Below are 24,106 nucleotides of genomic sequence, written 5' to 3' on the forward strand. Positions count from 1 at the left end.
AATACCGCTCCATCCGGAGCTCATAAATTTATTCGGCTCCAACGGGTCTCTTGCTACCTCATCTTCCGAATTTAAATTTCCGGTAGCGCTTCTATCATTATAAACGCTATATCTCCATTCGCTTGAGCCGTCGCAAAATGAAGCTTTGGTAAAACCTATACTCCACCTCTTTTTAAACCAATTGGCGTCAGTAGGATCAAATTTATTATCTTGCATCGCTAGATGCTGGGTATATCGTATATGAGACATCACTTGGTCGGCAGCTTCGGCGATGTGATCGTCGTTTATTCTCGGTAGCGCCATAACGGCTATTATTCCTACTACTACTATTACCACGACAAGTTCTAAAATCGTAAAGGCCTTTTTCATTCATTTTTCCCTAATTATCTTTCTTCTAACTTAAATCTTGCAATCTTTTTGCCGAATTTGTTAACGGCAATATTATCATAATTATCACTCAAGCTCAAATTTAGCAGGCGTAAATCTGCATCCTCGCTCGTGTCTATGCCGTAAAATTTAAGTCTCAAAGCAAGCTTTTTATCATCCGTAAAAATTTTTTCTATGCCCCTATTTTTTAGCTCTTTTGAAAGCTCTTTTGCCACGTGATATCTATAAACAAAATGCTTAGTCGGATCTTTTAATACGCCGTAAAGCGTCTCGTTAAAAAGCACAAACAAAAATCCGGCAAGCAAAGAAGCTACCGCAAAAGAGGCTAAAATTTTATATCCTCGTCTAAACATCGGTAGTCTCACGCGGTACGAGCTAAAAAACACCCGAACCAAAATCGGCACGGAAATAATGCAAAAAGGCAGGTAGTTTTCGAGCTCCAATCGCTGCCTGATCGATAAAAATAAGCAAAACAAAAAAGCCGTTATACAAACGAACCAGAGTAAATTTTTAGCCTCTTTTATCCAAATTCTATACATAGCATATACGAAATAAACGAAAATAAAAGGCGAAAACGCGGCGGCAAAGATGCTTACGGTATCAAGCAAATGGCCGCTAGGCTTGCCGCCGGAGTTAAATCCGTAAAGATAAAAACAAAGCGCGAAAAGCAGCGCCGAGCTCCACGCCATCTTAGCGTCGCGCCTATAAACGCCGAATGCAAAAATAGCCGAAAAATAAACCAAAAATGCACCGCTAAGAAAAGGCAACACGCACAAAAGCGCGTAAAAGGCTAGCATTTTGCGTAGCTGATAAAGATAAATGCTTAAAAGCGAAAGCGCGATTATGATGCCGGCGTCGTTTACCAAGATCGCCGACGCCATCGTCGCAGGAAGCAATATAAAAACGACCGCACTTACTACTCGGTCAAATTTGCGTTTTAAAATTTGCTTTGAGACCTTGTAGAGCAATGCGACGCTAAGAATGTGGCAAATAACGAAAGGAAGTCGCAAAGCATAGTCGTTTTGCCCGAAAACCTCGACCGAAAATCTAGCCAAAACGCCTGAAATTTTAGGCGAGTTATAAAACGCATCCGCCTCGTAGTAGCTAATGCTAAGCGTGCTAATCGCATACGACAAAAAGCAAAAATCTATAAGGCAGATGATAAAAAGTAAAAACGTTTCCGAGCGTAGCATGCTAAAATTTGGGCTTAAATTTGCTCTTCCCAGAAAAACTCTATCCACTCGTGCGCCTCTTTTACCGTAAAGTCGGGCAGTAAAAGCGCTTTTTGTTTATAAAATATAGTCGCGATCTTTAGCTTAATATGCGGGAAGCGTTTAAAAAGCTCTTGTTTGATAGCTATCATGCTCTCGCCCGTATCTATCATATCGTCCACTATCAAAATTTTATTAAATTTAGATAGATCGGGGACGTTAAAGATATCGATAGTATCGAGCTTTTTAGTCTCTTCGTAGTGGATTGAGTTTAGCGTAAAAAGATTGCGGTTATTTAGCAGGCTCGCTAAAAAATGCCCCAAAGTAAGACCGCCGCGGGCAACCGCCAAAATTACTTCGGGCTCGAAGTTTTCTTTGATATCTCGCGCCATTATTTTTACGTCTTTATGAAATTCCTCAAACGGATACTTTAGCATGTTTTCTCCTCAGTGCACTAAAAATACTATGAAACTAATAAGCGCAAGCACGACAACTCCGATATTTACGTACTCCCACTCGCATCTCATGATACGAACCAGCAAATACGCCATAAATCCAAACGAAAGCCCCGTCGTGATCGAATACGTAAGCGGCATCAAAATAACTATCAAAAACGTCGATACGGCTATAGCCGGATCTTTAAAATTTATATTTCCAAGCTCGCTAAACATCAGCACGCCAACCATCACTAGTATCGGATATATCGCGTTTGAAGGGATGGCTTTAAAAAGCGGCAGCATAAAAATCGTAAGCACGAAAAATAGTCCGCAAAATACCGCCGTTAGTCCCGTCTTGCCGCCCTCTTCTACGCCGCTAGCGCTCTCGGCAAACGACGTCGTCGTACTAACGCCTACTAGCGAGCCGGCTACCGTAGCTACCGCGTCGGCTTCGAGGGTTTTTTCTAGTTTTTCGACGCCTTTTTGATTGCTCTCGTCAAAGATTCCCGCCCTATTTCCCACGCCAGCTAGCGTACCGATAGAGTCGAAAAGATCGGTTACGAAAAATGTAACGATCACGGGAAGCAGAGCAAAAGATAATGCACCCATGATATCAAGCTCTAAAAATATCGGCGATATCGAAGCCGGTAGCGAGATAAACTCCTCCGGATACGGCGCGATACCCAAAACCCAAGCTATCACCGAGGTCGTAAATACCGCGATGATGAAAGCGCCCTTAACCTTCCACGCCCAAAAAAGTATAACGAAAAACAGTCCCACAAAACCCAAAATAACGTTTGGATCTTTTAAATTTCCAAGCCCGACCAGCACGGCGTCATTATTTACGACTACGCCCATTTGCTGAAGTCCGACGAAGGCGATAAAAGCGCCTATGCCTGCGCTTATCGAGCGTCTGACGTCGTCCGGGATAGATTTCAAGACCCAGATTCTAAAATTCGTAAAAGATAAAACCACAAAAATCACGCCTGAAACAAAAACCACTCCCAAAGCCGTCTGCCACGGTATTTTCATACCTAGCACGAGGCCAAAGGTAAAATACGCGTTTAGCCCCATTCCCACGCTCATGGCCACGGGCGTGTTCGCCCATATGCCGTTTAGCACGGTAGCTATCACGGTGATAAGCGCCGTAGCCGTGATGAGCGCGTCCATCGGCATGCCGGTTTTGCTCATGATTATCGCATTTACGGGCACGATATACATCATCGTTAAAAAGGTCGTGAGTCCCGCGCTAAATTCGGTCTTTACGCTAGTGCCGTTTTGCTTGAGTTTAAAAAAATCCAACTTCGCCCCCTTAGTTATCGTAAATTTTTAGTTCGTTATACAAGCTATCTCGCTCGACGGGGACAAAGCCCGAGGTCTGGATAAGATCGGTAAAATTTCTAAGACTCATACCGCTTGCCGATTTCGCCCCGGCCGCGCTTTGGATGCTCTCTTTTTCTATCGTGCCGTCTAGATCGTCAGCGCCGAATTCCTGCGCAACCATGGCTAAATTTATCGTCGAGGTCGCCCAGTACGCCTTTATGTGCGCGACGTTATCGAGCACCAGGCGCGAGATCGCAAAGGTCTTTAAAATTTCGGCCGAGCCGGGATAGTTTTCTACTTTTAGATAGTTGTTGTCGCGCTGATAAACTAGCGGGATAAAGGCGTTAAAACCGCCCGTCTTATCCTGCAAATCGCGGATTCGCAGCATGTGATCGATGCGGTTTTGCCTGCTTTCTACGTGGCCAAACAGCATCGTAGCGTTACTTTCTCTGCCCTTTTCATGCCAAAGGCGGTGGATTTTGAGCCAGTTTTCGGAGCTTACCTTACCTTTGCAGATTTTACGCCTAACCTCTTCGTCAAAGATCTCCGCTCCGCCGCCTGGCATCGAGTCAACGCCGTATTCTAGCATCTTTCCTACGACTTCTTCATAGCTAAGGCCGTGTTTTCGCGAGAGGAAATCCACCTCCGCGGCAGTTAGCGCCTTGACGTGGATTTGCGGGTATTTTTCTTTTATTTTTTTAAAAATTTCCAAATACCACTGCCATGATGTATCAGGGTTGTGCGCCGAGACGATATGTATCTCTTTTGCACCGCCGGCGACGCTTTTTTCGACGATTTTTAGTATTTCCTCGTGGCTCATCGTGTATGGATTTGGGTTTTTGCGGTTTGCCGAAAATGCGCAAAATTTACACACGTCCGCGCAGATATTGGTCGGATTTATATGCCGATTTACGTTAAAAAATACCTTTTTGCCGTGCAGTTTTCGCCGTTTGGCGTTTGCGAATTTACCCAGCGTAAAAAGGTCTAGGTCATACAAGCCGACGCATTCGTCCGCGTCCAGACGTTCGCCGCTTTGGAGTTTTTCTATTAAATTTGTCAAATTTTATTCCGAAAATAGATATTAAACGGCGATTATATGTTAAAAAAGCTTTGTTTTTGCAAAATTTTAGTATCATCGGATAAAATTTACACAAAAAGACGGCGGTAAAAAGTGGCTTTAAAAGGAAATTTAAACGGCGTTTTAGGAGGCGCGAATTTGGCCTCGCAGCTAAAAAAGCTTCAAGGCAAGGGCTTTGCAAATTTCATCGCAAAGCAAAGCGACGAGCTCATAAAAGCTCTATGCGCGCGGGTTTTGGACGAGATTTTCGCGGACTTTAACCCAGACGTCGATTTTATACCGTTTTGCGTCATCGCTACCGAAAAATACGCCGACAACCTCATCTCCACAAGCTCGGTTTTAGAGGTTTTACTCGTTTTTAAAGAAAACGCCGGTTTTAACGTCAAATTTATCCTAAAAAAGCTAGTCGCCGCGCTGGAGGGATCAAATTTAAAACTAAATATTAAAATTTGCGAGCTGGACGAGATTTTCGAATCGCACAAAAACGACCACAAAGCAAAGGCCGCGTTTAGCCGCATCCGCTATATCTGCGGCTCGAGGACGCTTTATAAGGCCGCCCGGTCACAGATTTATAAAACTCGCGAATTTAACGCGCAGGAAAATCTTAAGTTTTACGCCAAAAATTTGGGCGCTTTTAACGAGATCCCAAATATGAGGCAAGAGCCCGATCTTAAAAACGACCTTGGCGGCACAAACGACATCTACTACCTAAACTGCGCTCTAAACGGCTTTGAAAACGAGATCAGCATGCGCTCGCAGGCTCTAAAATTTATCGACGAAAAGGAGCTTAGCGTGCTAAATTTGGCGGCTGATTTTATCCTTTGCGTAAAATCGGCGCAAAATTTAACCCTAGGCTCCGACGTTTTCGATCCCGCCAAGCTAAACGAGATCACCGCGCTCATGCAAACCAAGTCCAAAAAAACGCAAGAAAACAGCAGCATCATCTCGCAAAAACTCTTTTCCTGCATGCACTCGGTCGCCGTTTTCTCACGCTATCTGGTTTCTAGCTTTTATAGGAGCAAATTTACGAGCGGGGCTAAATTTAGCGAGCTACGAGCCGCGCGGCTAAAAAACGGATTTTATAGATTTGAAAACACGATTTACGTACCGCTACACGTCCGCCCTCGCCCTCTAAATGCCGTGCTAAAGCAGCTTTTAGCCCTCGGCGATGCGGAGTATAAATTTGACGTCGGGACGATCTTTTACCTAAAACGCGCGCAAATCAGCAAAGAGGACGCCGAGGACTCGCTCACGCTTTTTAGAAAAATTTTGATGCGAAACCACGCTCACTGCATCATCAAAGCGCTTTTGGACGCGGAGATTTTGCCCGTTTTGGTTAAGCCGCTCGAGCACGCCGTAAATTTGGCCGAATTTGACGGCTACCATAAATTTAGCGTCGGCGAGCACTGCGTTTTAAGCGTCAAATTTGCCGAAAATATCAAAGATAAATTCGTAAAATCGCTTTACGACGAGCTCTGCCTCGAGGGGCGCACGCTGCTAAAGCTAGCCTTGCTGCTGCATGACGCGGGCAAGGGTCTAGGCGGCGATCACTCGGTCGTGGGCTCAAATATTTTCCGCGCCTACGCTAGCAAGCTAAATTTGAGCGCAAAGGCCGTAAACATCGGCGTTACGCTCGTGCGCTACCACACGCTGATGAATGACGTGGCAAACCGCGAGGACATCTACGATCAGCGCACGATTTTTAGCTTTATCTCGAAGCTTGGCGATCCGCAAACCCTAAAGCTCGCCTACATCGTCGCCTACTGCGTGATAAACGCGACGGATGAAAAGCTCTATACGCCCTATTTGGCACGGCTTTTGCGCGAGCTTTACGGCATTTGCCTGCAAAGCTTCGAGGATGAAAACCTGCTCGATGAAGCCGCAAGACGCGTAAAAAAGGAGCTTAGCATCAGGCGAAACGCTAAATTTGCGGCTTTAAACGAAAATTTGAAAGAAAAAATCTTCGCCATCAGATCAAATTTACTCTTCGCCAAATACCAGCCTGACGGCATCATCAGTATCGCTCAAACCGCGCAAAACGCAGATAAACTAAGCATACAGGTACAAAATCACCAAAGCCTAAGCATAGAAATTTACGCGCAAAACTACCCAAATTTAGCGGTTTTGCTCTCGTCTTTGGCGCACCTTGATCTTGGATTTATGGAGATTTTCGAGCTATTTGACGGTAAATTTTACGTCAAGCTGGAGTTTAACAAAAACGTAAAATCAAGCGAGCTAGAAACCCTAAAAAACCTCATCGAGATCTCGCTAAAAAGCGGCGCCTCGGCGCAGATAAATCGCCCGATCATACTAAAAGGCGAGCTAAATTTCGACCCGAACCACTCGCAAGAGTACGCGAAGCTTGGCATAAACGCGAAAGATCAGCGCGGGCTGATGGCTTACGTATTGGGAGTTTTTAAGGAATTTGATGTAAAAATAGCCAACGCTAGAATCCAAACCGTAAAAAACAGGACGCGAAATTTGCTGCTTATAGAAAAGCGCGAGGGCGTGGATTTGGGCGAAATTTTAAAATTATTAGAAAGCGAGTAAACATGTGCGGAATCGTCGGTTACGTCGGCAATAGAGAAAAAAGAGAGTTTATTTTAAACGGATTAAAAGAGCTTGAGTACCGCGGCTACGATAGCGCAGGCATGGCGGTGATGAGCCTAGAGGGCGGTTGCGACAAATGCGCGCAAAAAATCGCCTTTTTTAAAGCCATCGGCAAGCTTGAAAATTTAGCCAAAAAATCAGAGGGCTTTAGCTCTAGCGGCGAGGGCGTCGCGATCGGACACACGCGCTGGGCTACGCACGGCAAACCTACCGAGATCAACGCTCACCCGCACCTGGGCGAGCACTCTTTCGTCGTTCATAACGGCATCATCGAAAACTACAAAGAGCTAAAAGAGGAGCTTGAGGCAAAGGGCGTTAACTTCCTCAGCCAAACCGACACCGAGGTTATCGTGCATCTTTTTGAGGAAAATTTAAAAACTATCGGCGAGCCATTTAAAGCATACGAAGCCACGGTCGCGCGCCTGCACGGAGCATACGCGACGCTGCTTATCACTAAAACGGCTCCGGGCAAAATTTTCTTCGCCAAAGACGCTGCGCCGCTAGCTATCGGCAAAAGCGACGAAAAAGAGGTATTTTTCGCTTCCTCGGACGCCCCGCTAATCGGCCTGGCCAAAGAGGTGTGCTACCTAGACGACAAAAGCTACGGATTTGTAAGCCTGGACGAGATCGCTGTTTTTAAAGACGCAAAAAAACTAAGCCCAAGCTTTGCAGCTCTGCCTGCCGATAAAAGCTACGCGCAAAAAGAGGGTTACCGCTTTTTCATGGAAAAAGAAATTTACGAACAAAGCGCGGTAGTCTCAGAAACGCTAATGGGACGCGTCAAAGAGGATGCGGTAGGTCTTGAAAATTTAACGAACGAGTACCTGCAAAATATCGATGATATCGTGATTTGCGCGTGCGGCACTAGCTATCATGCGGCCCTTACGTCTAGCTACCTTTTCGAGCGACTAGCAGACGCTAGAGCCAAGGTCGAGATCGCGAGCGAATTTCGTTATAGACGCCCAAAGCTAAACAAAAACGCCCTTTTTATCGTAATCTCGCAAAGCGGCGAGACGGCCGACACCCTAGAAGCGCTAAAAATCGCCAAGCAAGCGGGGCTAAAAACGCTAGCCATCTGCAACGTCGATAACTCCTCGATCGTGCGCCTGGCAGACGACACGCTGCTAACTCGCGCGGGTATCGAAAAGGGCGTAGCCAGCACCAAAGCCTTCGCCACGCAGGTCGTTACGCTGTGGATGCTAACGCTTCAAATCGCGCAGGCTAAAGCCTCTATAAGTAAAGAAGAGCTAAAAAACGAGATCGCCGCACTCCTGCACGTTCCGCAAATTTTAAATATCAGCAAAGAGCCGCAAGAGCGTATCCGCCGCCTAGCCAAGCACTATTTGCACGGCCACGGCTTCTTTTTTATCGGGCGCGATATATTTTATCCGCTTGCGCTCGAGGGCGCGCTAAAGCTCAAAGAGATCTCCTATCTGCACGCCGAGGGTTACCCTGCGGGCGAGATGAAGCACGGTCCTATCGCGCTTGCCGACGAGAGGCTCTTTACGATCGCGCTGATGCCGCAAACCGTCCTCTACGAAAAAACCAAAAGCAACGTCGAGGAGCTCGCCGCCCGCGACGCCTATATACTTGCTATCAGCCCCGAGGAGTTCGAGCTTAGCGACGATTTTATCAAAACAAGCAAGCAAGCTCACCCGATGAGCGAGTTTTTCGAGATGATGATCATCCTGCAGCTTTTTGCGCTGGAGATCGCCGTACGCCTTGGCAACGACGTAGATATGCCGCGAAATCTCGCTAAAAGCGTGACGGTAGAGTAAATTTAGTAGGCGAAATTTGACGAGCGGGGGCATATGCGCGCAAATTTGCGAGAAATGCGATATTTTGGGCGCTACTTTCAGTGTCTCGTTTAAGGAGAAAATATGAGCCTGTTTGATTTTGATAAAAAGGCCAAAAAGGCGCAGGAGCCGAGTACTTTTGCAGGCAGAGTGGATAAATTTTGGGCGGAATTTAGCGGCATGGTAGACGAGATCAAGGCTGATTTGGCAGCAAAAGAGTTTGAAAAGGCGATGCAAAAGACCGATGAGAAGCTTCGTATCTGCCTTGCCGAGCCCTATTTTATGACGGGGCTTGCGGGCGATAAGCTCGATCTAGTGCTAACTCCCGAGGGCATGAGGCACCGATTATTTTGGCTAAGCTTTATCAAAAACGCTATGCCAAAACAGCTTGAGGGGAGAATGCTCTGCACGCTCGGAAAGCCGCGTGCGCCGCGAGGTATCGGCGGGATCGAGATGTATGACACGAGCGTAAACGCCGAGGAGTCGATGATCTACGCGCAGTTTAACGAAAGCGACGTGGATATTAAAATCTACAACGAAAACCTAGCGGCTCTGCTCGCGCAGGACGAGGGCAAGGCCTATAATCTTAGTTTTATCCTGCTTGACAATATGATCGGCGAAACGGCGGTCATAAATACGCTAGGCGAGCTTGAGGTGCTGGCCGAACCTGAAGAAAACGGCGTGCCGCTAAGCGATTTCGCCGATCTGATCGATGAGAAATTCGGCGAAAAAGCCGCGTGCGAACCGCTGAAGAATTTTTCCAGCTACGTGATGGAGCCGCGCGGAAGCGAAGTGCGCGAGGACGTGATCGTAGGCACCACCTGCCTAACCGACATCGTAAATCAATACCTAAACGGCGAGCGCGACATCTATGATGAAGCCTTCGAGCTCGGTATCAAATTTTGCTTTCTTAGCATTGATAACGGCGGCGACGCGCAGGCGGGCTTTGATCTGCGAAATAAAATCGAGGACGATGAGCTGGATAGCTGCGGCTCGTTTTTGGAAATCATCGGCGGAGCCACGGGACAGAGGCACGCATACATCGATCTCATCTGCTATGACGAGGAAAGGCTTAAAGAAAAGGTAAGCGAGCTTTGCAAAAAATACGGCGCAAATATCGAAATCCATGACTTTAAAAGATGAATTTAGCTGCGAGCGTCAAATTTATTTTGGATTTGTGCGCCCACGCTATTTTAATCTTGGTGCCAAATTTTACTTTTGCTATCAGTTGTAGCAGGCTATTTTCTTACTTAAGTCAGCTTATCATCAAAATGGCAGCACGGCAAGCATAAATCGGCACACGAGCGGTGCGGGCTTTAGATGAGCTTTTGCGCCATGCCCTGCTCTAGTTGCCTGCTATGCCGTGCGCAATTTTCAAATTTAAACAGCCTCAATGCCTATTAAAACGACAAGGTTTGTTTGCTCACTTGCCTCAACGCAAATTTTTTAGATATTGGCATGCGTTAAATTCTCCGAGTTTGCAACCTCGCTCGTAAAATCCTTTCGCGAATTTTCTATCTTTTTCGACGCCCTGCCCCTTTTCATAAGCAAAGCCTAAATTCGAGCAAGCCAGAGCGTCGCCGAGCTTGCAAGCTTTGTAAAAAAGCTCCGCCGCCTTCGCGTAGTCCAGCGCTACGCCCTCGCCCTTAAAATAGCAAACTCCAAGATCGGCGCAAGAGCCTACGTGTCCGCGTTCGCAAGAGGCCGCAAATATCTGCGCCGCCTTTGCCGCGTCCTTTTGCACGCCGTCGCCCATCGCGTAGCTTAAGCCAAGATTGTAGCACGCCGTTTCCTCGCCCAGTTCGCAGGCTTTGCTAAACAGCTCATTCGTCTTTTTGCCGTCCGGGTAGACGCCGAGCCCCTTGCCGTAGCTATACGCCAGACTCGCGCACCCCTCGGCCACGTCCTTTTCGCAGGCTTTAGTAAACAGCTCGTTTGCCTTTTTGTGATCTTGCGCCGCACCTTGTCCGTTTTGATAAAGTAGGCCTAGATACACGCAGGCTTTGTCCGCGCCTAGCTCGCAGGCCTTTTCGTAGCGCGCAACGGCTTTTGTAAATTCTTTGTCAAATTCGTAAAAATAGCCAAGTCCAGCGCACGCCATCGCGTTTTTCTCGCCGCCTTTTTCGCAGGCAAGTTCTAAATTTTTAATCGCGTTTGACAAACTCTTGCAAACCTCCTTGTTTCCCTTCTCGCACTCATCGCGCAGATCGGCTAGCTCGCCGCCAAAAGCCAGCGCCGCAAAAAATATGAGCGAAATAAAACGTTTCATAAGCTCAAATTTCCTTTCAAATTTTATAAATTTACCGCCGTAAAGCGCCGAAACCAAAATGTCCGAAGTATAAATTTAAAAAGATTAAAATTCAAATTTAGCTAAAATCGCTATCAAAAAGGAGCGTAAAATGATTTTTGAAGACGAGCTGATTTTCGTCGAACGAGAAACGAGCGAAATCCCGTGGGTAAAAATTTTTACCAAAACGCCGTTTAAGGAGCTAACAGACTGCGACGAAGCGACGCAAAAAAGGCTTTTTGAAGCGGTTTTGACGGCCGAAAAAGCAATGAGAAAATTTTATAATCCCAAGAAAATAAACATCGCAAGCTTTGCAAACTACGTGCCGCGCGTGCATTTTCACGTGATGGCGAGGTTTGAGAGCGATAGCTTTTTCCCGGAGTCCATGTGGGGTAAAAAGCAGCGCGAGGGCGAGCTAAATTTGCCAGGTTTTGCCGAGTTTTCTCAAATTTTAGCGCACGAGCTAGGCAAAACACGTGAATAAAAAAATACTTCTAACGCTCGCGATCATCGTAGTAGCAGGCGTTTTGGCGGTTTATAAAGCGCGCTGGGACGAGCAGACGCAGACGGAAAATATCAAAAAATTTCTCGACTTTCAAACGCAAATTTTAAATAAAAATATCGAAGAAGAAAAGCTCTCCGCGATGACGGTGGCTGCGCTACTAGCGCAAAACGAGCATGTAAAAAAATGCATGAGTCAAAACGACCGCCGGATGTGCCTAGAGACGCTTGGCGAATTTACCAAAACGCTAAGCAAGGTGCCGATTTACGAAAACGCCAAATTACACATCCATACGCCTGAAATGAGGAGCTTTGCTAGGAGCTGGATACCGATGTATAACGACGATCTAACGAACTTTCGCCACCTACTAGCCGAGGCTAAAAACGGCGTAGCCGCAGGCATCGAGGTCGGTCGCGCGGGTGTTTTCATTAGGTCGGTCGCACCGATATTTGAGGATAAAAAGATGCTAGGCAGTATCGAAGTACTACTTGATTTTAAGCATTTGAGCGACTTTTTTGCACAGCAAGGAATCGGACTTTTCGTCCTGCTCGACACTAGCGCCGACTCGCCGTATCAAAACGGCAGCGACGAGGGCATCATCGACGGCTTTCATTTCATAAATAAGAGCTACGCAAATTTAAACGTCTTGCCGATGCTAAAGGATGTCAAATTTAAAAGCGGAGGATTTTATCAGACGGATTCGCACGCCTTTACCGTACAGCCGATGAACGACGCAAAGGGCGAGCGAGTGGGATATTTCGTGATTTATTTTAACTCCGACTCAAAGGAGCGAAATTTAGCAAAGCTGGGCGTTTGGTTTGACTAGTCAAGCAAGCTTTTTGAGTATGGCGAAAATTTATAGGTAAAGACGCTGCCCTTGCCCAGTTCGCTTTTAACGCCGTACTCTACGCCGTTTTTAACGCAGATGCTTTGCACGATATTTAGCCCTAGCCCAAAGCCACCCTGCACGCCTTCGTCTCTGACGTAGCGTTTCCAAATTTTACTCGTGTCTTTTATGCCTTCGCCCTCATCCTCAACTACGAGCACGATTTTGCCGCTTTTTTCAAAGAGACGTAAATTTATTATTCCTCCCTCGCGGCTGTATTTTACAGCATTGCTTAGGTTGTTATCGATCAGTCTGCCCGCCTCTATCTTGCTCATGAAAATTTGCAAATTCGGCTCGACGAAGTCGTAAATTTTGATATTTTTCGCCATAGCGATACCGCGCATATACCGCGCTCGCTCGAGGCTAAATTCGCTCAAATTTAAAATCTCCGGCGGAAATAAAATATACCCGCGCTTGATGTAGTACTCGGTATCCTCGTAGGTGACTTGCATTTGCTTTAGGGCCGAGCGCATGCGAGTGACGTATTTGTTATCAAGGCCCAGCATCTCAAGGTTTATACCGATGACTCCCAGCGGCGTTTTTAGCTCGTGCATCGCGTCGTTAAAAAAGTTATTCATATATTTTTTAGCGTCTTTATAGGGCTTTATGCCGCTAACAAACGACAGATAAAGTGCGAAAAATACGACCACTAGCGCAAAGGCAAGAGTTAGAGCCGCGACGAATAAAATCCTAGCCGCGTTTTGCTTTTTGGCTAGCACCAGATAATAAAACTCGCCGTCCGCGCGAAAATAGGTTTTGTAAAAAAGATGGCCGTTTTCTTGGCGGGTGATAAATTTTAAATCACTCGGTCGCGCGTCTAAATTTGAGACGACTTGCTTTTCTTTGAGATCAAAAACGCCGTATCTATAGGTAAGCGAAATAGGCAAAGTCTCGTTTTTATCGAGCGCTTTGCGGATTTTGCCCTCGTATTCTAGCAGCTCGAACATATTTTTCGAGTATTCGTCTTTGGAGCTTAAATTTATGATCTCGTAGCTTTGAAATATAAACAAAGCCATGATGATAAAAGTGGCTAAAATAGGGATTTTAAGATTTTGAAACATCTATCTTATAGCCTAGTCCGCGCGATGATTTTATAAACTCCGGGGTCGTTTTTTGACGGATTTTTAGTATGTGCATGCGCACGTCGGCGGGGTCTATTTCCTTGTCGTTCCATACCTCGGCGCGCAGCCGCTCGATGCCTACGAAGCTGTTTTTATGAAATAGCAAACACTCGATGATAGCAAATTCTCTCGTACTTAGCTCAACCGCTTCGCCTTTAAATTTGAGCCGCTTTTTAGCCGTATCGAGGCTAAAGTTTTCATCGATCGCGATCAAGTTTTTATCGTCTCTGCCGTGATATTTTCGCATTAGCTCGTTTACTCTAAATTTGAGCTCGGCCAGCTCAAAGGGCTTTTTTAGGTACTCGTTACAGCCCAGCTCGTATCCGACCGCCATATCGTCTATATCCACGAGCGAGGTCATTATCATTATAGGCGTTTCACAGCCGATATCTTTGGCGTATTTTATCACCTCGTGTCCGCTGATATGCGGGACCTTGATATCAAGGATCAGCAGGTGATAAAAGCCCACCGCTATCTTATCGCAGGCGACTTTGCCGTCGGCGGCCTCATCGACCTCGTAGCCAAGACTTTCTAGGTATTCGCTGACGCTCTCACGATATACGAAGTCGTCCTCAAGCAGTAAAATTTTCATAAATTCTCCGAATTTTATCGCAATATTTTAAGGGAGATGATAGCTAAAAATGATTTTGGATCGTCTGAATTTAAAAAGGCTCGGCGAGTTTACCGAGCCTAATGCGTATAGTTTAGTCTAAATTTCACGCGCCCGTGAAAACTTGACCGGCATAAACTATATAGTATCTTAGCATCACGACGCCGCAGATAACCACAAGAGAGTTTGCTATGATGTAGCCTACTCTATAAGCATGATTTTTTAGAGCCGTTAGCGCTATGGTGATAGGCGTTAAAAGTCCAATGCCAACGACGCCTATCCAAAAGATCAGCGCGTATTGTCCCGTGCTTAGAGCTTGTTTTGCGGCAACCGCGCTAGCTCCCCCCTCGAAATATAGTCCCAAAAATAGTATCGCGATAAGCGGTATCTCAAAAAGTACGGCGCGCAAGTCCATAACCAAAAGATACTTCACGTTGTCTTCGTTAAGAAGGTGTTTGAAGCACAAAAGGCCGACTAGGATGTTTGTCGCTACGCCTGAGCTAAAGCCTGATGTTAGGAACAAAATCGGCAGAATCGGCGTGTTCCAAAGCGGAAGCTTCGTAATCGCGCTAAGCAAAAAGCCCGTATATATACCTACGCCGATAGCAAGACCGAAAAGCGCCGTCTCGACTATCTTTGAAAGAGGCGCAAAAGAGCGAATCAACCTAGAAATAGGACGTAAAATCGCTAGAATTTTATACTTTTCTATCTCTTCTTCGAAAATAATCACCGCAAAAAGATAAGCTAGCGGCGTATAAAGCAGCAATAACGCAACGCCGATAGACATAACCGAACCGAAGTTATACTTAATCAAAATCCAGTAAAAACTAAGCGGTTTGCCAAGGTCAAGCACCAAAAGCGCAAGGCCCACGGTGATCGTTATAGGAGCCACTAGAGCGCCTGCCTTTACCATTGCGTCCCAGATGCTGCCGTCTTGTTTTTTGTGGTAGTTCCACTTAACAAGCAATGCAACCATCATCGCGCCTGCGGACAAACCCGCCAAAAATAGATAAACCGCTATCGGCCACGGCCAGTAAATTTCATTATATTGCGCTACGCTTCCCCACATATTATTCATGGCTTCCTCCTTTGCGGTTAGCTATCATAGCAAGCTTGGGTTTGGTTTTAAGCTCGGCTTTAGGATAGTAGTGAGCTTTGGTATTTAAAATTTTACTTACTTCGCTGTTTGGATCGTTTATATCGCCAAATGCCAAAGCATCGGTCGGACAAACGGTCACGCACGCAGGCTGCTCGCCAATGCTCACTCTAGTTTCAAAGCAAAACGTACACTTGCCTATCTCGCCGGTTTTCGGCTCGACGTAGCGAGCGTCGTAAGGACAGGCCAGGATGCAGTATTTGCAAGATACGCAGGTAGAGTGATCTAGGAGTACTATGCCCTCTGCCGTCTGAAAGCTAGCTCCCGTAGGGCAAACAGTCACGCACGGAGCGTCCTCGCACATCACGCAGCTATGTCTGCTAAAGTCGGTTTTTAAATTTGGAAATTTGCCCTTTATCTGCGAATGGACTTGAAGTCTAAAAACGCCTCTAGGCACTTCGTTTTCGCTCCTGCAAGCCACCGAGCACGCTTGGCAGCCTATGCAGAGGTTTTCGTCATGTATCATTCTATACGCTTTTTTCATCTTTTTTCCTTTACGCTTTTATTATCTTGACGCCGACGTTTCGCACCATCGTAGAGGCGACGGGACCGATCACGGTAGGATCTAGCAGCTTGCTTTGATTAGTTCCCGCGCCGTTCGTGCGCTTTAGTCCGGCGCTCACGTGTCCAAAGCCGTGATAGACGAAAAGCGTATCTTCTCTTATGCCCTCGGTAAGCATCACGTTTGCCTTTTCCTTCGCGGTTTTGCTTTGAAGAATTATCTTATCGCCGTCTTTTAGCCCGTATTTTTTCGCGGTATTGGGATGTATCCAAACGGGCGCGCTACTCATCAGGTCGTTTAAAAATTCGACGTTTTGAGTGTGGCCGTTGGTGTGTATCGGCGTTTTGCCACTCATTAGACAAAGCTCCTCGCCGAAAAATACGTCCATGCCCTCGGCGTTTAAGCAGCCGTATCCGGGAAACTGCTTTTCGACTTTTTCGCTAAAAAGCTCTATTTTGCCGCTATCGGTTTTAAATTTGACCTGCGACTCCATCAGCCCGTCTTCGCCCACAAACTGCGCCGCGCTAGGAAATTTTTTAGTAAATTCTTTTACGCTATCTTTTTCTCTAAACAAAATCCCCGGTACCTTCCACGTGACGTAGCCGTCTTTAACCAGCTTTGCCAAAAGCTCGGCGTTTCCCTTTACCTGCCGCATTCGCCACTCGTCCATCGTATTTGAAGTATATAGCTCGTCTATTTTCATCCTGCGGGCTAACTCCCTAAAGATATCGTAGCCGTTTTTGGTGTCGCCGATAGGATCTACGACCTTATTTCTTATCATATACGCTGGTTTTAGTCCTGATTTATCCTCGATACCTTCGTCGCGCTCCAGATAGGTGCTCTCAGGCAGTATCACGTCCGCCCATATCGCAAAATCGCTCATATAAATATCCGAGCACACGATAAAGTCAAGCTTTTTAAGGCTTTCTATCGTAGTTTGCGTACCTGCGACGTTTATAGGGTGATTAAATCTTATGCTAAACCAGCCTTTTACGGGATAAGGCTTTTCGCTTAGTATAGCTTGCGGAATTTGCATCAAAACGCCGTGACTCCTGCCGACGAATTTATTTACCCCGTCCTCGCCGGCGCCGTCTATCCTAGGAGTTTTTGGTACTTTTATCGCGGCGTCCGGGTTCGCGATCTCGGGGATCAGCTCTTCGCCTGCTAAAGTATTATATAGCTTAGCCTTTTTGCCGCCGAAAATTCCACCCTTTTTCTCCCAGTTGCCCATCATCGCGTTTGCGGTCATTATAGCTCTAGTGCGGATGTATTCGGCTCTAGTCGTAGTGGTGTTGTGACCGAAGTCGATGATGACTTTAGGTGCGGCTTTCCAGATTTCGCCAGCGATGCGCTCGACGGTTTTAGCGGGGATGCCCGTGATCTTTTCTTGCCACTGCGGAGTTGTGTCTTTGGTCGCTTCTACGACTTTATCAAAGCCTATCGTAAATTTCTCTATAAATTCTTTATCGTAGGTGTCGTTTTTGATCCACGTGTGAATGAGCGCCAAAACAAAGGCCAGATCGGTGCCGGGTTTTACCGGTAGCCACTCGTCGGCTTTTGAGGCCACGACGCTAAAGCGTGGATCTAAAACTAACAGCTTCGTATCTTCTTTAGCAGCCATCTTAGCCAGCTTTTTAGCGTCGGCGATGACGATGCCTTCAAAGAGATTGTGCCCGAAATTTACGACGTATTTTGCGTTGGCGAAGTCCCTTTTTAGCTTCGCATCTCCATACATATGCGTACAAACCATCTGATAGGTCACGGGACAACAGGACAGGTGCGAGAAGCAATTAGGTGAGCCGTATGCGCTGGCAAAGGTCGTCATTAGCTTGTGCGTTTGGCTTGATTTTGCCGTAAATACGAAGCTCTCGGGAGCGTATTTTTCCTTGATTTCTAGCATTTTCTTAGCCACAAGATCAAGCGCTTCATCCCAGCTTGCTTCGCGCCATTTGTTTTCGCCGCGTTCGCCTACTCTGATGAGCGGTTTTACGATGCGCTGCGGATCATAGAGCTGATTGTGCCCGCTGCCGCCCCCTTGCGCACACGGAAGTCGCCGTGCCGCTTACCTTGCCGTTGCCTTGGATGAAGACGGTTTTGCCGTCTACGACCTTGGCCTCGATAGGACAGCGAGAAGAGCACATCTCGCAAAAACTAAATACGCTTCTGTCGCCGCCTTCTAGCGCTTTAGCGCCGACTGCGCCCAGGGTGCCCGGCGCATACGTCATCGCAAGCAAGCCCGTGGCGGTGGACGCTTTTAAGAAATTTCGCCTCGAAGTATCCATTTTTTCTCCCTTTTTGAAATAAATTTGATGAAATCTTAAATAATCAATGTAAATTATACGTAAAATATTTATATCAATATAAATTTTAATTGATAACCAATATCCGTTTTTTAGGGAAATAATTTAAATTTAACTTCAAATTTGCCGAATTTACAAATATCAAATTTTAACAGATGATGATATTTGAGCTGCCGTTTGCTTAAATTTATAATTTAAAAATAACTCTTGCGATTTTTGCCAAAAATTATTTTAATTTTATTTGTATATAATTCGCGTATTTTTTTAAAAAGGCAAAATTAATGAAAAAGCAAATTTATATAATTCACGGCTACGACGCCTCGCCGCAAAGCCACTGGTTTTCTTGGTTTAAAGAAAAGATGCGCGGCCTTGCCGAGGTGGAAATTTTAAAGATGCCAAACCCGCAAACGCCAAAGCTAAACCAGTGGCTAGAAACGATGAAGCAAAACGTAAATTTAGGCGAAAATTCATTCATCATCGCGCACAGCCTGGGTACGATAACTAGCCTAAATTTTCTTAGCGGTTTTGCAAATTTGCCCAAATTGGGCGGTCTGGTTCTCATCTCGCCGTTTGACGAGCCGATTAAGGAATTTGCGATTTTAGATGAGTTTTGCGAGCCCAAAATCGACTACGAAAAGATAAAATCGGCGACGAATTTTATAAAAGTAATAGCCGCAAAAGACGACTATATCGTGCCTTGCGAGCTTAGCCTAAAGGTCGCACGAAATTTAGGCGTAACGCCAGATATCTTTGAAAATGGCGGACACTTTTTGGGCGCGGACGGCTTTAGCGAATTTGAGTTTATGCTAAATTTATTTACGGATACGGCTTTACCGAAAACAGGCGATTGAAAGTAAAATTATTTAAAAAATGTTACTATAATGCACACTTTATTTTTGATTTTGCATTTTTAAGGATAAATTTTGAGAGAATTAAAGTCCATATTTTTTAGTATGACCTCGGCGATTGTTTTACTGATAATCTTTGCGGTCGCTAGCGGCGCGGCGACGATAATAGAAAGCTACTACGATACCAAAAGCGCGTGGGCTGCGGTTTACGGCGCGAGCTGGTTTGCTCTAGTGCAGGTGCTTTTGGGCATAAATTTAGCTTACAATCTTTTTAGATACGACCTTTTTAGAAATGAAAAACTACCCGTTTTGATATTTCACGTTAGCTTTTTATTTATGCTTTTAGGGGCTGCTATGACGCGATATATGGGCTTTGAGGGAACGATGCGCATAAGAGAAAACGAGGCTTCAAACGCCGTTTTCGGGTCGGCTTCGAGAATAGAAATCGCAGCCGAAAAAGACGGTAAAATTTACTCGGATTCTATCCAAAAATACATCACTTCTTTTGGCTTAAACGGCTTTAATTTACCGCTTAAAATCGAGGATAAGAAGGCAAATTTAAGCTTTGAAGGCTACTACAAAAATGCCGAGACCGAGTACTACGAAGCAGACAAAGGCGAGCCGCTGGTTAGGCTAAGCGTCTCGGCCTCCGACTCAAAAGAAGAAATCAGCCTACAAGCAGGCCAGACTCGCGAGGTGGGCGGCGTTAGCTTTGCATTCGACGCACAGCCGCTACTTGAAAATTTTGTCAAAATCGAACTAAAAGAGGGCAAATTTTATCTAACTTCAAACCAAAATATCGGCTACTTTACGATGGCGACGAATGAAAAAGGGCAGTACGCCAAGGATAAAGAGACTGAGTTTTTGCCGATGAGGCTTTATACGGTAGCTGACGTAAATTTCGTTCCAAAGTCCCTACTAACTAAGGCCGGGCGGCGTATCGTTAGCAAAAACGGAGATTTCGACGCGCTCGTGGCAAATTTAACCTACGACGGGCAAACCGAGCAACTAACCCTATACGAAAACAGCTACGCGCCGGCAAAAGCGAAAATAGACGGCGTGCTTTTTAACGTCTACTGGGGCGCTAAAATGATCGAGCTTCCTTTTTCTATAAAGCTAAACGACTTCGAGCTTAAGCGCTATCCGGGCTCAAATTCGCCGATGAGCTACTCTAGCGACGTTATCGTCGAGGACTCGCGCACCGGCGATTTTCCTTATAAAATTTACATGAACCACGTACTAGACCACGACGGATATAGATTCTTTCAAAGCAGCTACGATATGGACGAGCTTGGCACCGTACTATCGGTAAACCGCGACCCGGGCAAAATCCCGACCTACGTCGGCTACTTTTTACTGGGACTCGGGCTATTTTTAAACGTTATAAATCCTCGCTCGCGCTTTAGAAAACTAGCCAAAATGATAAACGAGGACGCCGTCAAAAAACTCGCCGCAATCCTTCTAGTAACGAGCGCGGCAGCGTTTTCGCCGACTAAAATTTATGCTATGGACGAGGCTTTAAATATCGACGCAAGTCACGCCAAAGAGCTTTCTACGCTAATAGTTCAAAGCGGCGACGGTAGGATGAAGCCTTTTGATACGGTCGCAAGGGATATCTTAAACAAAATCCACCGTAGCGATACGCTTGAAGGGCTAAACGCCGATCAGGCCGTGCTTTCGATGATGACGAACGGTTTTTACTGGCGCGACAAACCTATAATCTACGTAAACAATAAAGAGATAAAAAAGCTAATCGGCATAGACGAAAAGGACAAATTTGCAAGCTACAACGACTTTTTTGAAAGCGACAAAGACGGTAAAATCGTCTACAAACTCTCCAAATTCGCCGAAGCCGCAAACCGTAAAATGCCGGGCGAGCGAGGCACGTTTGATAAAGATGTACAAAAAATAGACGAGCGACTAAACATCCTTCATATGGTATTTTGGGGTGAAATTTTCGCCGTATTTCCAAAGATAGACGACCCAAATAATACCTGGTACGGCATAGCTTCTGCGATGATGTATCTGCCTAAAAACGAGAGCGAACAAATCGTCAGGATGCTAAAAGATTATTTTACCGGCGTCGCCGACGCTACCGAGAACAATAACTGGCGCAAAGCAAATCAAGCTCTAGCCGAGATAAAAACCTATCAACAAGAATACGGCAAATCCGTCATCCCAAGCCAAAAACGCGTCGAAATGGAGCTATTTTTTAACGAGTATAAAATTTTCGAATCGCTCACGCTCGTATATCTTTTAGCCGGATTTGGGCTTTTGTGCTTCATTTTCGTCAAAATGGCGCGCCCTAAACTAAATATTAAGGGGCTATTTAAAATCGTCTACGGTATAAATATCCTAGCCTTTTTACTACATACTTTCGGCATCGGCGTGCGCTGGTACGTCGCCGAGCACGCTCCTTGGAGCAACTCTTACGAATCGATGATTTACATCGCTTGGGCTTTGAGTTTATCCGGTATAGTTTTTTCTCGCCAAAGCCCGGTAGCCATGGCGCTAACGTCGATTTTATCGGGCGTTACGCTATTTGTAGCGCACCTTAGCTGGATGGATCCGCAAATCACTACTCTAGCGCCCGTGCTTCAGAGCTACTGGCTAACTATCCACGTGTCGGTTATCACGGCTAGCTACGGATTTTTAGGACTTTGTTCGCTACTTGGTATGTTTACGCTCGTGCTTTTTGCCATGCAAGGCGATAAAGAAAATAAAGAAATTTCGCGAAACATCCTTGAGGCTACTCGCATAAACGAGATGGCGATGATACTGGGCCTTAGCCTGCTTACGATGGGAAATTTCCTAGGCGGCGTGTGGGCGAACGAGAGCTGGGGCCGCTACTGGGGCTGGGATAGTAAAGAGACTTGGGCGTTAGTTTCTATCCTGATATACGCGGCAGTTTTGCACGTTAGATTTATCCCTAAGCTAAATAGCCAATACGTCTTTGCCGTCGCTTCTATGTTTGCTTATTGGTCGATTATAATGACGTATTTTGGCGTAAATTTTTATCTCAGCGGTATGCACTCCTACGCTGCCGGCGAGCCTGTACCGGTGCCGCCTTTTGTATGGATAGGCGCGCTTTTGATGGTTTTGATCGCCGTGTTGGCGTATTTTAGAAAACCTATAAAAGGAGTAAAACTATAATGAATCAAACCACGGTAATAATCATTTTAGCTACCGTTCTTTTAATACTCGTAGCTTCTCTTATTTTTCTAGCGGCAAAACTCGGCGGCGACAAGATCGCAGCCAGCGCCGCAGCCAAAGAGGCCGCTGAGCGAGGTGTTACTTTAGACGACCTATTTACCGTCGCAAGCGATCCTAGTACTAGTAAAAATAAACTTTTTTCTATATTAAGGATGTTTTCTACGAATTTTAGGTTACCGCCCAAAAAAGACGGAGTGGCTCCAGACGAAGCCAAAGAGTATCTAAATTTTATTACGGCTTTAGCCTCGCATAAAAACGCCGACGCTAAGCTAATTGCATTTATGAGCAACGAACTAAAAAAGAAAAATCCCGAGTACGTAAGAGAAATCGAAGCCTATGAGCAAAAAGGAACCTTAAAAAGTAGGTCGTAGCTCGTAAATTTTAAAGACCCAAAACACGAATTTCGGTAGATAAAACGCTCGCCGCTACCGCAAAACCGTCGTTTACTGATTTTATGGGCTTAGGATTAATCTAAATAGCCCAATTTAACCGCTCTTTTATCAAGCGGCAAAAACGATATTTACGGCATTTAAGCTCGGTTTGAAAGCAAGCGATACGCATACTTTAGCGCCGTTTTAGAGATAAAAGAGCGCAAACCGCTTACCCGCCGATAAGATACCGTATTTTCAGGCAGCTATAGCCCGTTTGGCTAAAATTTAACGCTTTAAACGCGCAAAAAACTGGCGTCGCCTAGACTAAAGCACAAATTTAGGCGGTTTAGACGTATGGCCGGAAGTATTTTTGCGCCCGCGCTTTTACAAAGCTAAAATCGACGATCTCAAATTTGGCCTTTTATGTCCGCAAAAAGCGACTCGGCTAGCCGCGCGATACGCTAAAGCATCCCTATTTGCCCGCGCTAAATTTGGGATATTTGGATCAAAATTACGCCTTTTAAACGGGCCGACGCTTGCCTACGTTAGCTCACTTCACAAACGGTAGCTCAAATTTAACCCACTCGTAGTCAAGTCCGATCTTCGTCGCGGCCTCGTAGCAAATCGCGCTAAGAAGCCCCGCAAAAAGCCCAGCGACCATATCGTCGCCCATCACGCCAAGCCCGCCCTTGACATCCCTATCGATGCGACCGATCACGGAAGGTTTCCAGATATCAAATAGCCTAAAAAAAGCCACCGAGAGCGCAAACTGCACCGCCGTAGCGCCGCTAATTGATATCGCTAGCCAAACACCCGCAACCTCGTCTATCACGATGCTGCCGTGATCGTGTACGCCGGTTTTTGCTTCATAATCGTCGATAATCTTTATGCTATATAAAAAAAGGCAAATCGAAACCAAAAATAGCGTGGAAGCTGGCAGGATCGTCAAAATCCCAAACGCCGCGAGCGCGCCCGCTAGCGAGCCAACCGTACCGGGAGCTTTGGGGCTTAGGCCGGCGCCAAAAAACGTTAAAAACAACCTTTGCATAATTTTCCTTTAAATCAAATTTAAATCATAAACGGCGCATTTACTCGCCGATTTTTAGCGCGATTTTAGCAAATTTAGCTTGCAAATTTCAAAATTTGGGCGCTAAATTTTGAGCCAAATTTAGATATTTTTAAATTTGGCTACAAAAACCGTTAAACTTATCTGATCTTTACAAGCCAAAAACCTCAAATTTGCATCTCTAAAATTTGACTTTAGATGCCTCAAGCGCCGACTTTGGTAAAATTAAGGCTTTGCTAAACGGCAATCAAATTTTCCGATCGTTTTATACGAGCAAAATTTGCGGCAACTTCGCAATGTACCGCTAGATTTTACCCACCGAGACCCGCGCTCCGAAAATACTAAATTTACAAATTTGTTTCCAAAACCCAGCGACGCTTTGCGTCAGCAAAGCTATGTCGC

At 45.8% G+C, this 24,106-nt stretch carries 19 protein-coding genes and 1 pseudogene; 8 read left to right on the forward strand and 12 right to left on the reverse strand.

The annotated features are described in order from the left end of the window. The 5 genes from Q0218_RS10725 to mqnE all read right to left on the reverse strand — a co-directional run. Positions 1-369: prepilin-type N-terminal cleavage/methylation domain-containing protein (locus Q0218_RS10725; protein WP_297969461.1), on the reverse strand; the 369-nt coding region annotated here is incomplete at its 3' end. 14 nt (positions 370-383) lie between these two features. Further along, entirely contained in the window at positions 384-1,628 is a 1,245-nt protein-coding gene (locus Q0218_RS10730; protein ID WP_297969463.1) for a hypothetical protein, read from the reverse strand. After that, on the reverse strand, positions 1,595-2,035 hold the full coding sequence (locus Q0218_RS10735; RefSeq protein WP_297969465.1) for a phosphoribosyltransferase family protein: 441 nt from the start codon (positions 2,033-2,035) through the stop codon (positions 1,595-1,597). The genes Q0218_RS10730 and Q0218_RS10735 overlap by 34 nt, the downstream gene beginning before the upstream one ends. 9 nt (positions 2,036-2,044) lie before the next feature. After that, positions 2,045-3,337 (reverse strand): NCS2 family permease, encoded by a 1,293-nt coding sequence (locus Q0218_RS10740; protein WP_297969467.1) that lies wholly within the window; start codon positions 3,335-3,337, stop codon positions 2,045-2,047. A 10-nt stretch (positions 3,338-3,347) separates the two neighbouring features. After that, positions 3,348-4,418, reverse strand: coding sequence for an aminofutalosine synthase MqnE (mqnE, locus tag Q0218_RS10745; RefSeq protein ID WP_297969469.1), 1,071 nt, complete (start codon positions 4,416-4,418; stop codon positions 3,348-3,350). Positions 4,419-4,529: 111 nt separating this feature from the next. Between mqnE and Q0218_RS10750 the strand changes: the two genes are divergently transcribed. From Q0218_RS10750 to Q0218_RS10760, 3 genes are all read left to right on the forward strand, one after another. Then, on the forward strand, positions 4,530-6,986 hold the full coding sequence (locus Q0218_RS10750) for an HD domain-containing protein (protein WP_297969471.1): 2,457 nt from the start codon (positions 4,530-4,532) through the stop codon (positions 6,984-6,986). 2 nt (positions 6,987-6,988) lie between these two features. Continuing rightward, entirely contained in the window at positions 6,989-8,824 is a 1,836-nt protein-coding gene (gene glmS / locus Q0218_RS10755) for a glutamine--fructose-6-phosphate transaminase (isomerizing) (protein WP_297969473.1), read from the forward strand. Between the two features lie 102 nt (positions 8,825-8,926). After that, on the forward strand, positions 8,927-9,985 hold the full coding sequence (locus Q0218_RS10760) for a hypothetical protein (RefSeq protein WP_297969474.1): 1,059 nt from the start codon (positions 8,927-8,929) through the stop codon (positions 9,983-9,985). Between the two features lie 289 nt (positions 9,986-10,274). On the opposite strand, the gene Q0218_RS10765 is transcribed toward Q0218_RS10760, so the two are convergent. Continuing rightward, entirely contained in the window at positions 10,275-11,111 is an 837-nt protein-coding gene (locus Q0218_RS10765; protein WP_297969476.1) for a tetratricopeptide repeat protein, read from the reverse strand. Between the two features lie 130 nt (positions 11,112-11,241). Here Q0218_RS10765 and Q0218_RS10770 point away from each other — a divergent pair, with 130 nt between their 5' ends. Together Q0218_RS10770 and Q0218_RS10775 are read left to right on the forward strand one after the other, a co-directional pair. After that, on the forward strand, positions 11,242-11,613 hold the full coding sequence (locus Q0218_RS10770; protein ID WP_297969478.1) for an HIT family protein: 372 nt from the start codon (positions 11,242-11,244) through the stop codon (positions 11,611-11,613). Next, on the forward strand, positions 11,606-12,457 hold the full coding sequence (locus Q0218_RS10775) for a cache domain-containing protein (protein WP_297969480.1): 852 nt from the start codon (positions 11,606-11,608) through the stop codon (positions 12,455-12,457). The genes Q0218_RS10770 and Q0218_RS10775 overlap by 8 nt, the downstream gene beginning before the upstream one ends. Here the strand turns inward: Q0218_RS10775 and Q0218_RS10780 are convergent. From Q0218_RS10780 to phsA, 5 genes and pseudogenes are all read right to left on the reverse strand, one after another. Next, entirely contained in the window at positions 12,454-13,578 is a 1,125-nt protein-coding gene (locus tag Q0218_RS10780; RefSeq protein WP_297969482.1) for a HAMP domain-containing sensor histidine kinase, read from the reverse strand. The genes Q0218_RS10775 and Q0218_RS10780 overlap by 4 nt on opposite strands. Further along, the gene (locus Q0218_RS10785) at positions 13,562-14,230 is read right to left on the reverse strand and encodes a response regulator transcription factor (RefSeq protein WP_297969484.1); all 669 of its coding nucleotides are present in this window, start codon (positions 14,228-14,230) and stop codon (positions 13,562-13,564) included. The genes Q0218_RS10780 and Q0218_RS10785 overlap by 17 nt, the downstream gene beginning before the upstream one ends. Positions 14,231-14,354: 124 nt before the next feature. Beyond that, entirely contained in the window at positions 14,355-15,326 is a 972-nt protein-coding gene (nrfD, locus tag Q0218_RS10790; protein ID WP_297969486.1) for an NrfD/PsrC family molybdoenzyme membrane anchor subunit, read from the reverse strand. Then, the gene (locus Q0218_RS10795; protein ID WP_002953627.1) at positions 15,319-15,888 is read right to left on the reverse strand and encodes a 4Fe-4S dicluster domain-containing protein; all 570 of its coding nucleotides are present in this window, start codon (positions 15,886-15,888) and stop codon (positions 15,319-15,321) included. Before Q0218_RS10795 ends, nrfD begins: the two co-directional genes overlap by 8 nt. 10 nt (positions 15,889-15,898) lie before the next feature. Next, a pseudogene (gene phsA, locus Q0218_RS10800) lies at positions 15,899-18,188 on the reverse strand (thiosulfate reductase PhsA). 299 nt (positions 18,189-18,487) lie between these two features. Between phsA and Q0218_RS10810 the strand changes: the two are divergent. The 3 genes from Q0218_RS10810 to Q0218_RS10820 all read left to right on the forward strand — a co-directional run bounded on the left by Q0218_RS10810 (position 18,488) and on the right by Q0218_RS10820 (position 22,638). Beyond that, positions 18,488-19,057, forward strand: coding sequence for an alpha/beta hydrolase (locus Q0218_RS10810; RefSeq protein WP_297969491.1), 570 nt, complete (start codon positions 18,488-18,490; stop codon positions 19,055-19,057). 72 nt (positions 19,058-19,129) lie between these two features. Beyond that, positions 19,130-22,207: a cytochrome c biogenesis protein CcsA gene (gene ccsA, locus Q0218_RS10815; RefSeq protein ID WP_297969494.1), complete on the forward strand. Its 3,078-nt coding sequence runs from the start codon at positions 19,130-19,132 to the stop codon at positions 22,205-22,207. After that, positions 22,207-22,638 carry a fatty-acid--CoA ligase gene (locus Q0218_RS10820; RefSeq protein WP_297969496.1) on the forward strand — a complete coding sequence of 144 codons (432 nt, stop codon included), beginning with the start codon at positions 22,207-22,209 and terminating at the stop codon, positions 22,636-22,638. Before ccsA ends, Q0218_RS10820 begins: the two co-directional genes overlap by 1 nt. Positions 22,639-23,188: 550 nt before the next feature. Here Q0218_RS10820 and Q0218_RS10825 read toward each other — a convergent pair. After that, a complete protein-coding gene (locus Q0218_RS10825) occupies positions 23,189-23,686 on the reverse strand; it encodes a phosphatidylglycerophosphatase A (protein WP_297969498.1) in 498 nt (165 codons plus the stop codon). Between the last annotated feature and the right edge of the window lie 420 nt (positions 23,687-24,106).

The organism is uncultured Campylobacter sp., from assembly GCF_938039245.1.
In the GTDB taxonomy this organism is placed as follows: domain Bacteria; phylum Campylobacterota; class Campylobacteria; order Campylobacterales; family Campylobacteraceae; genus Campylobacter_A.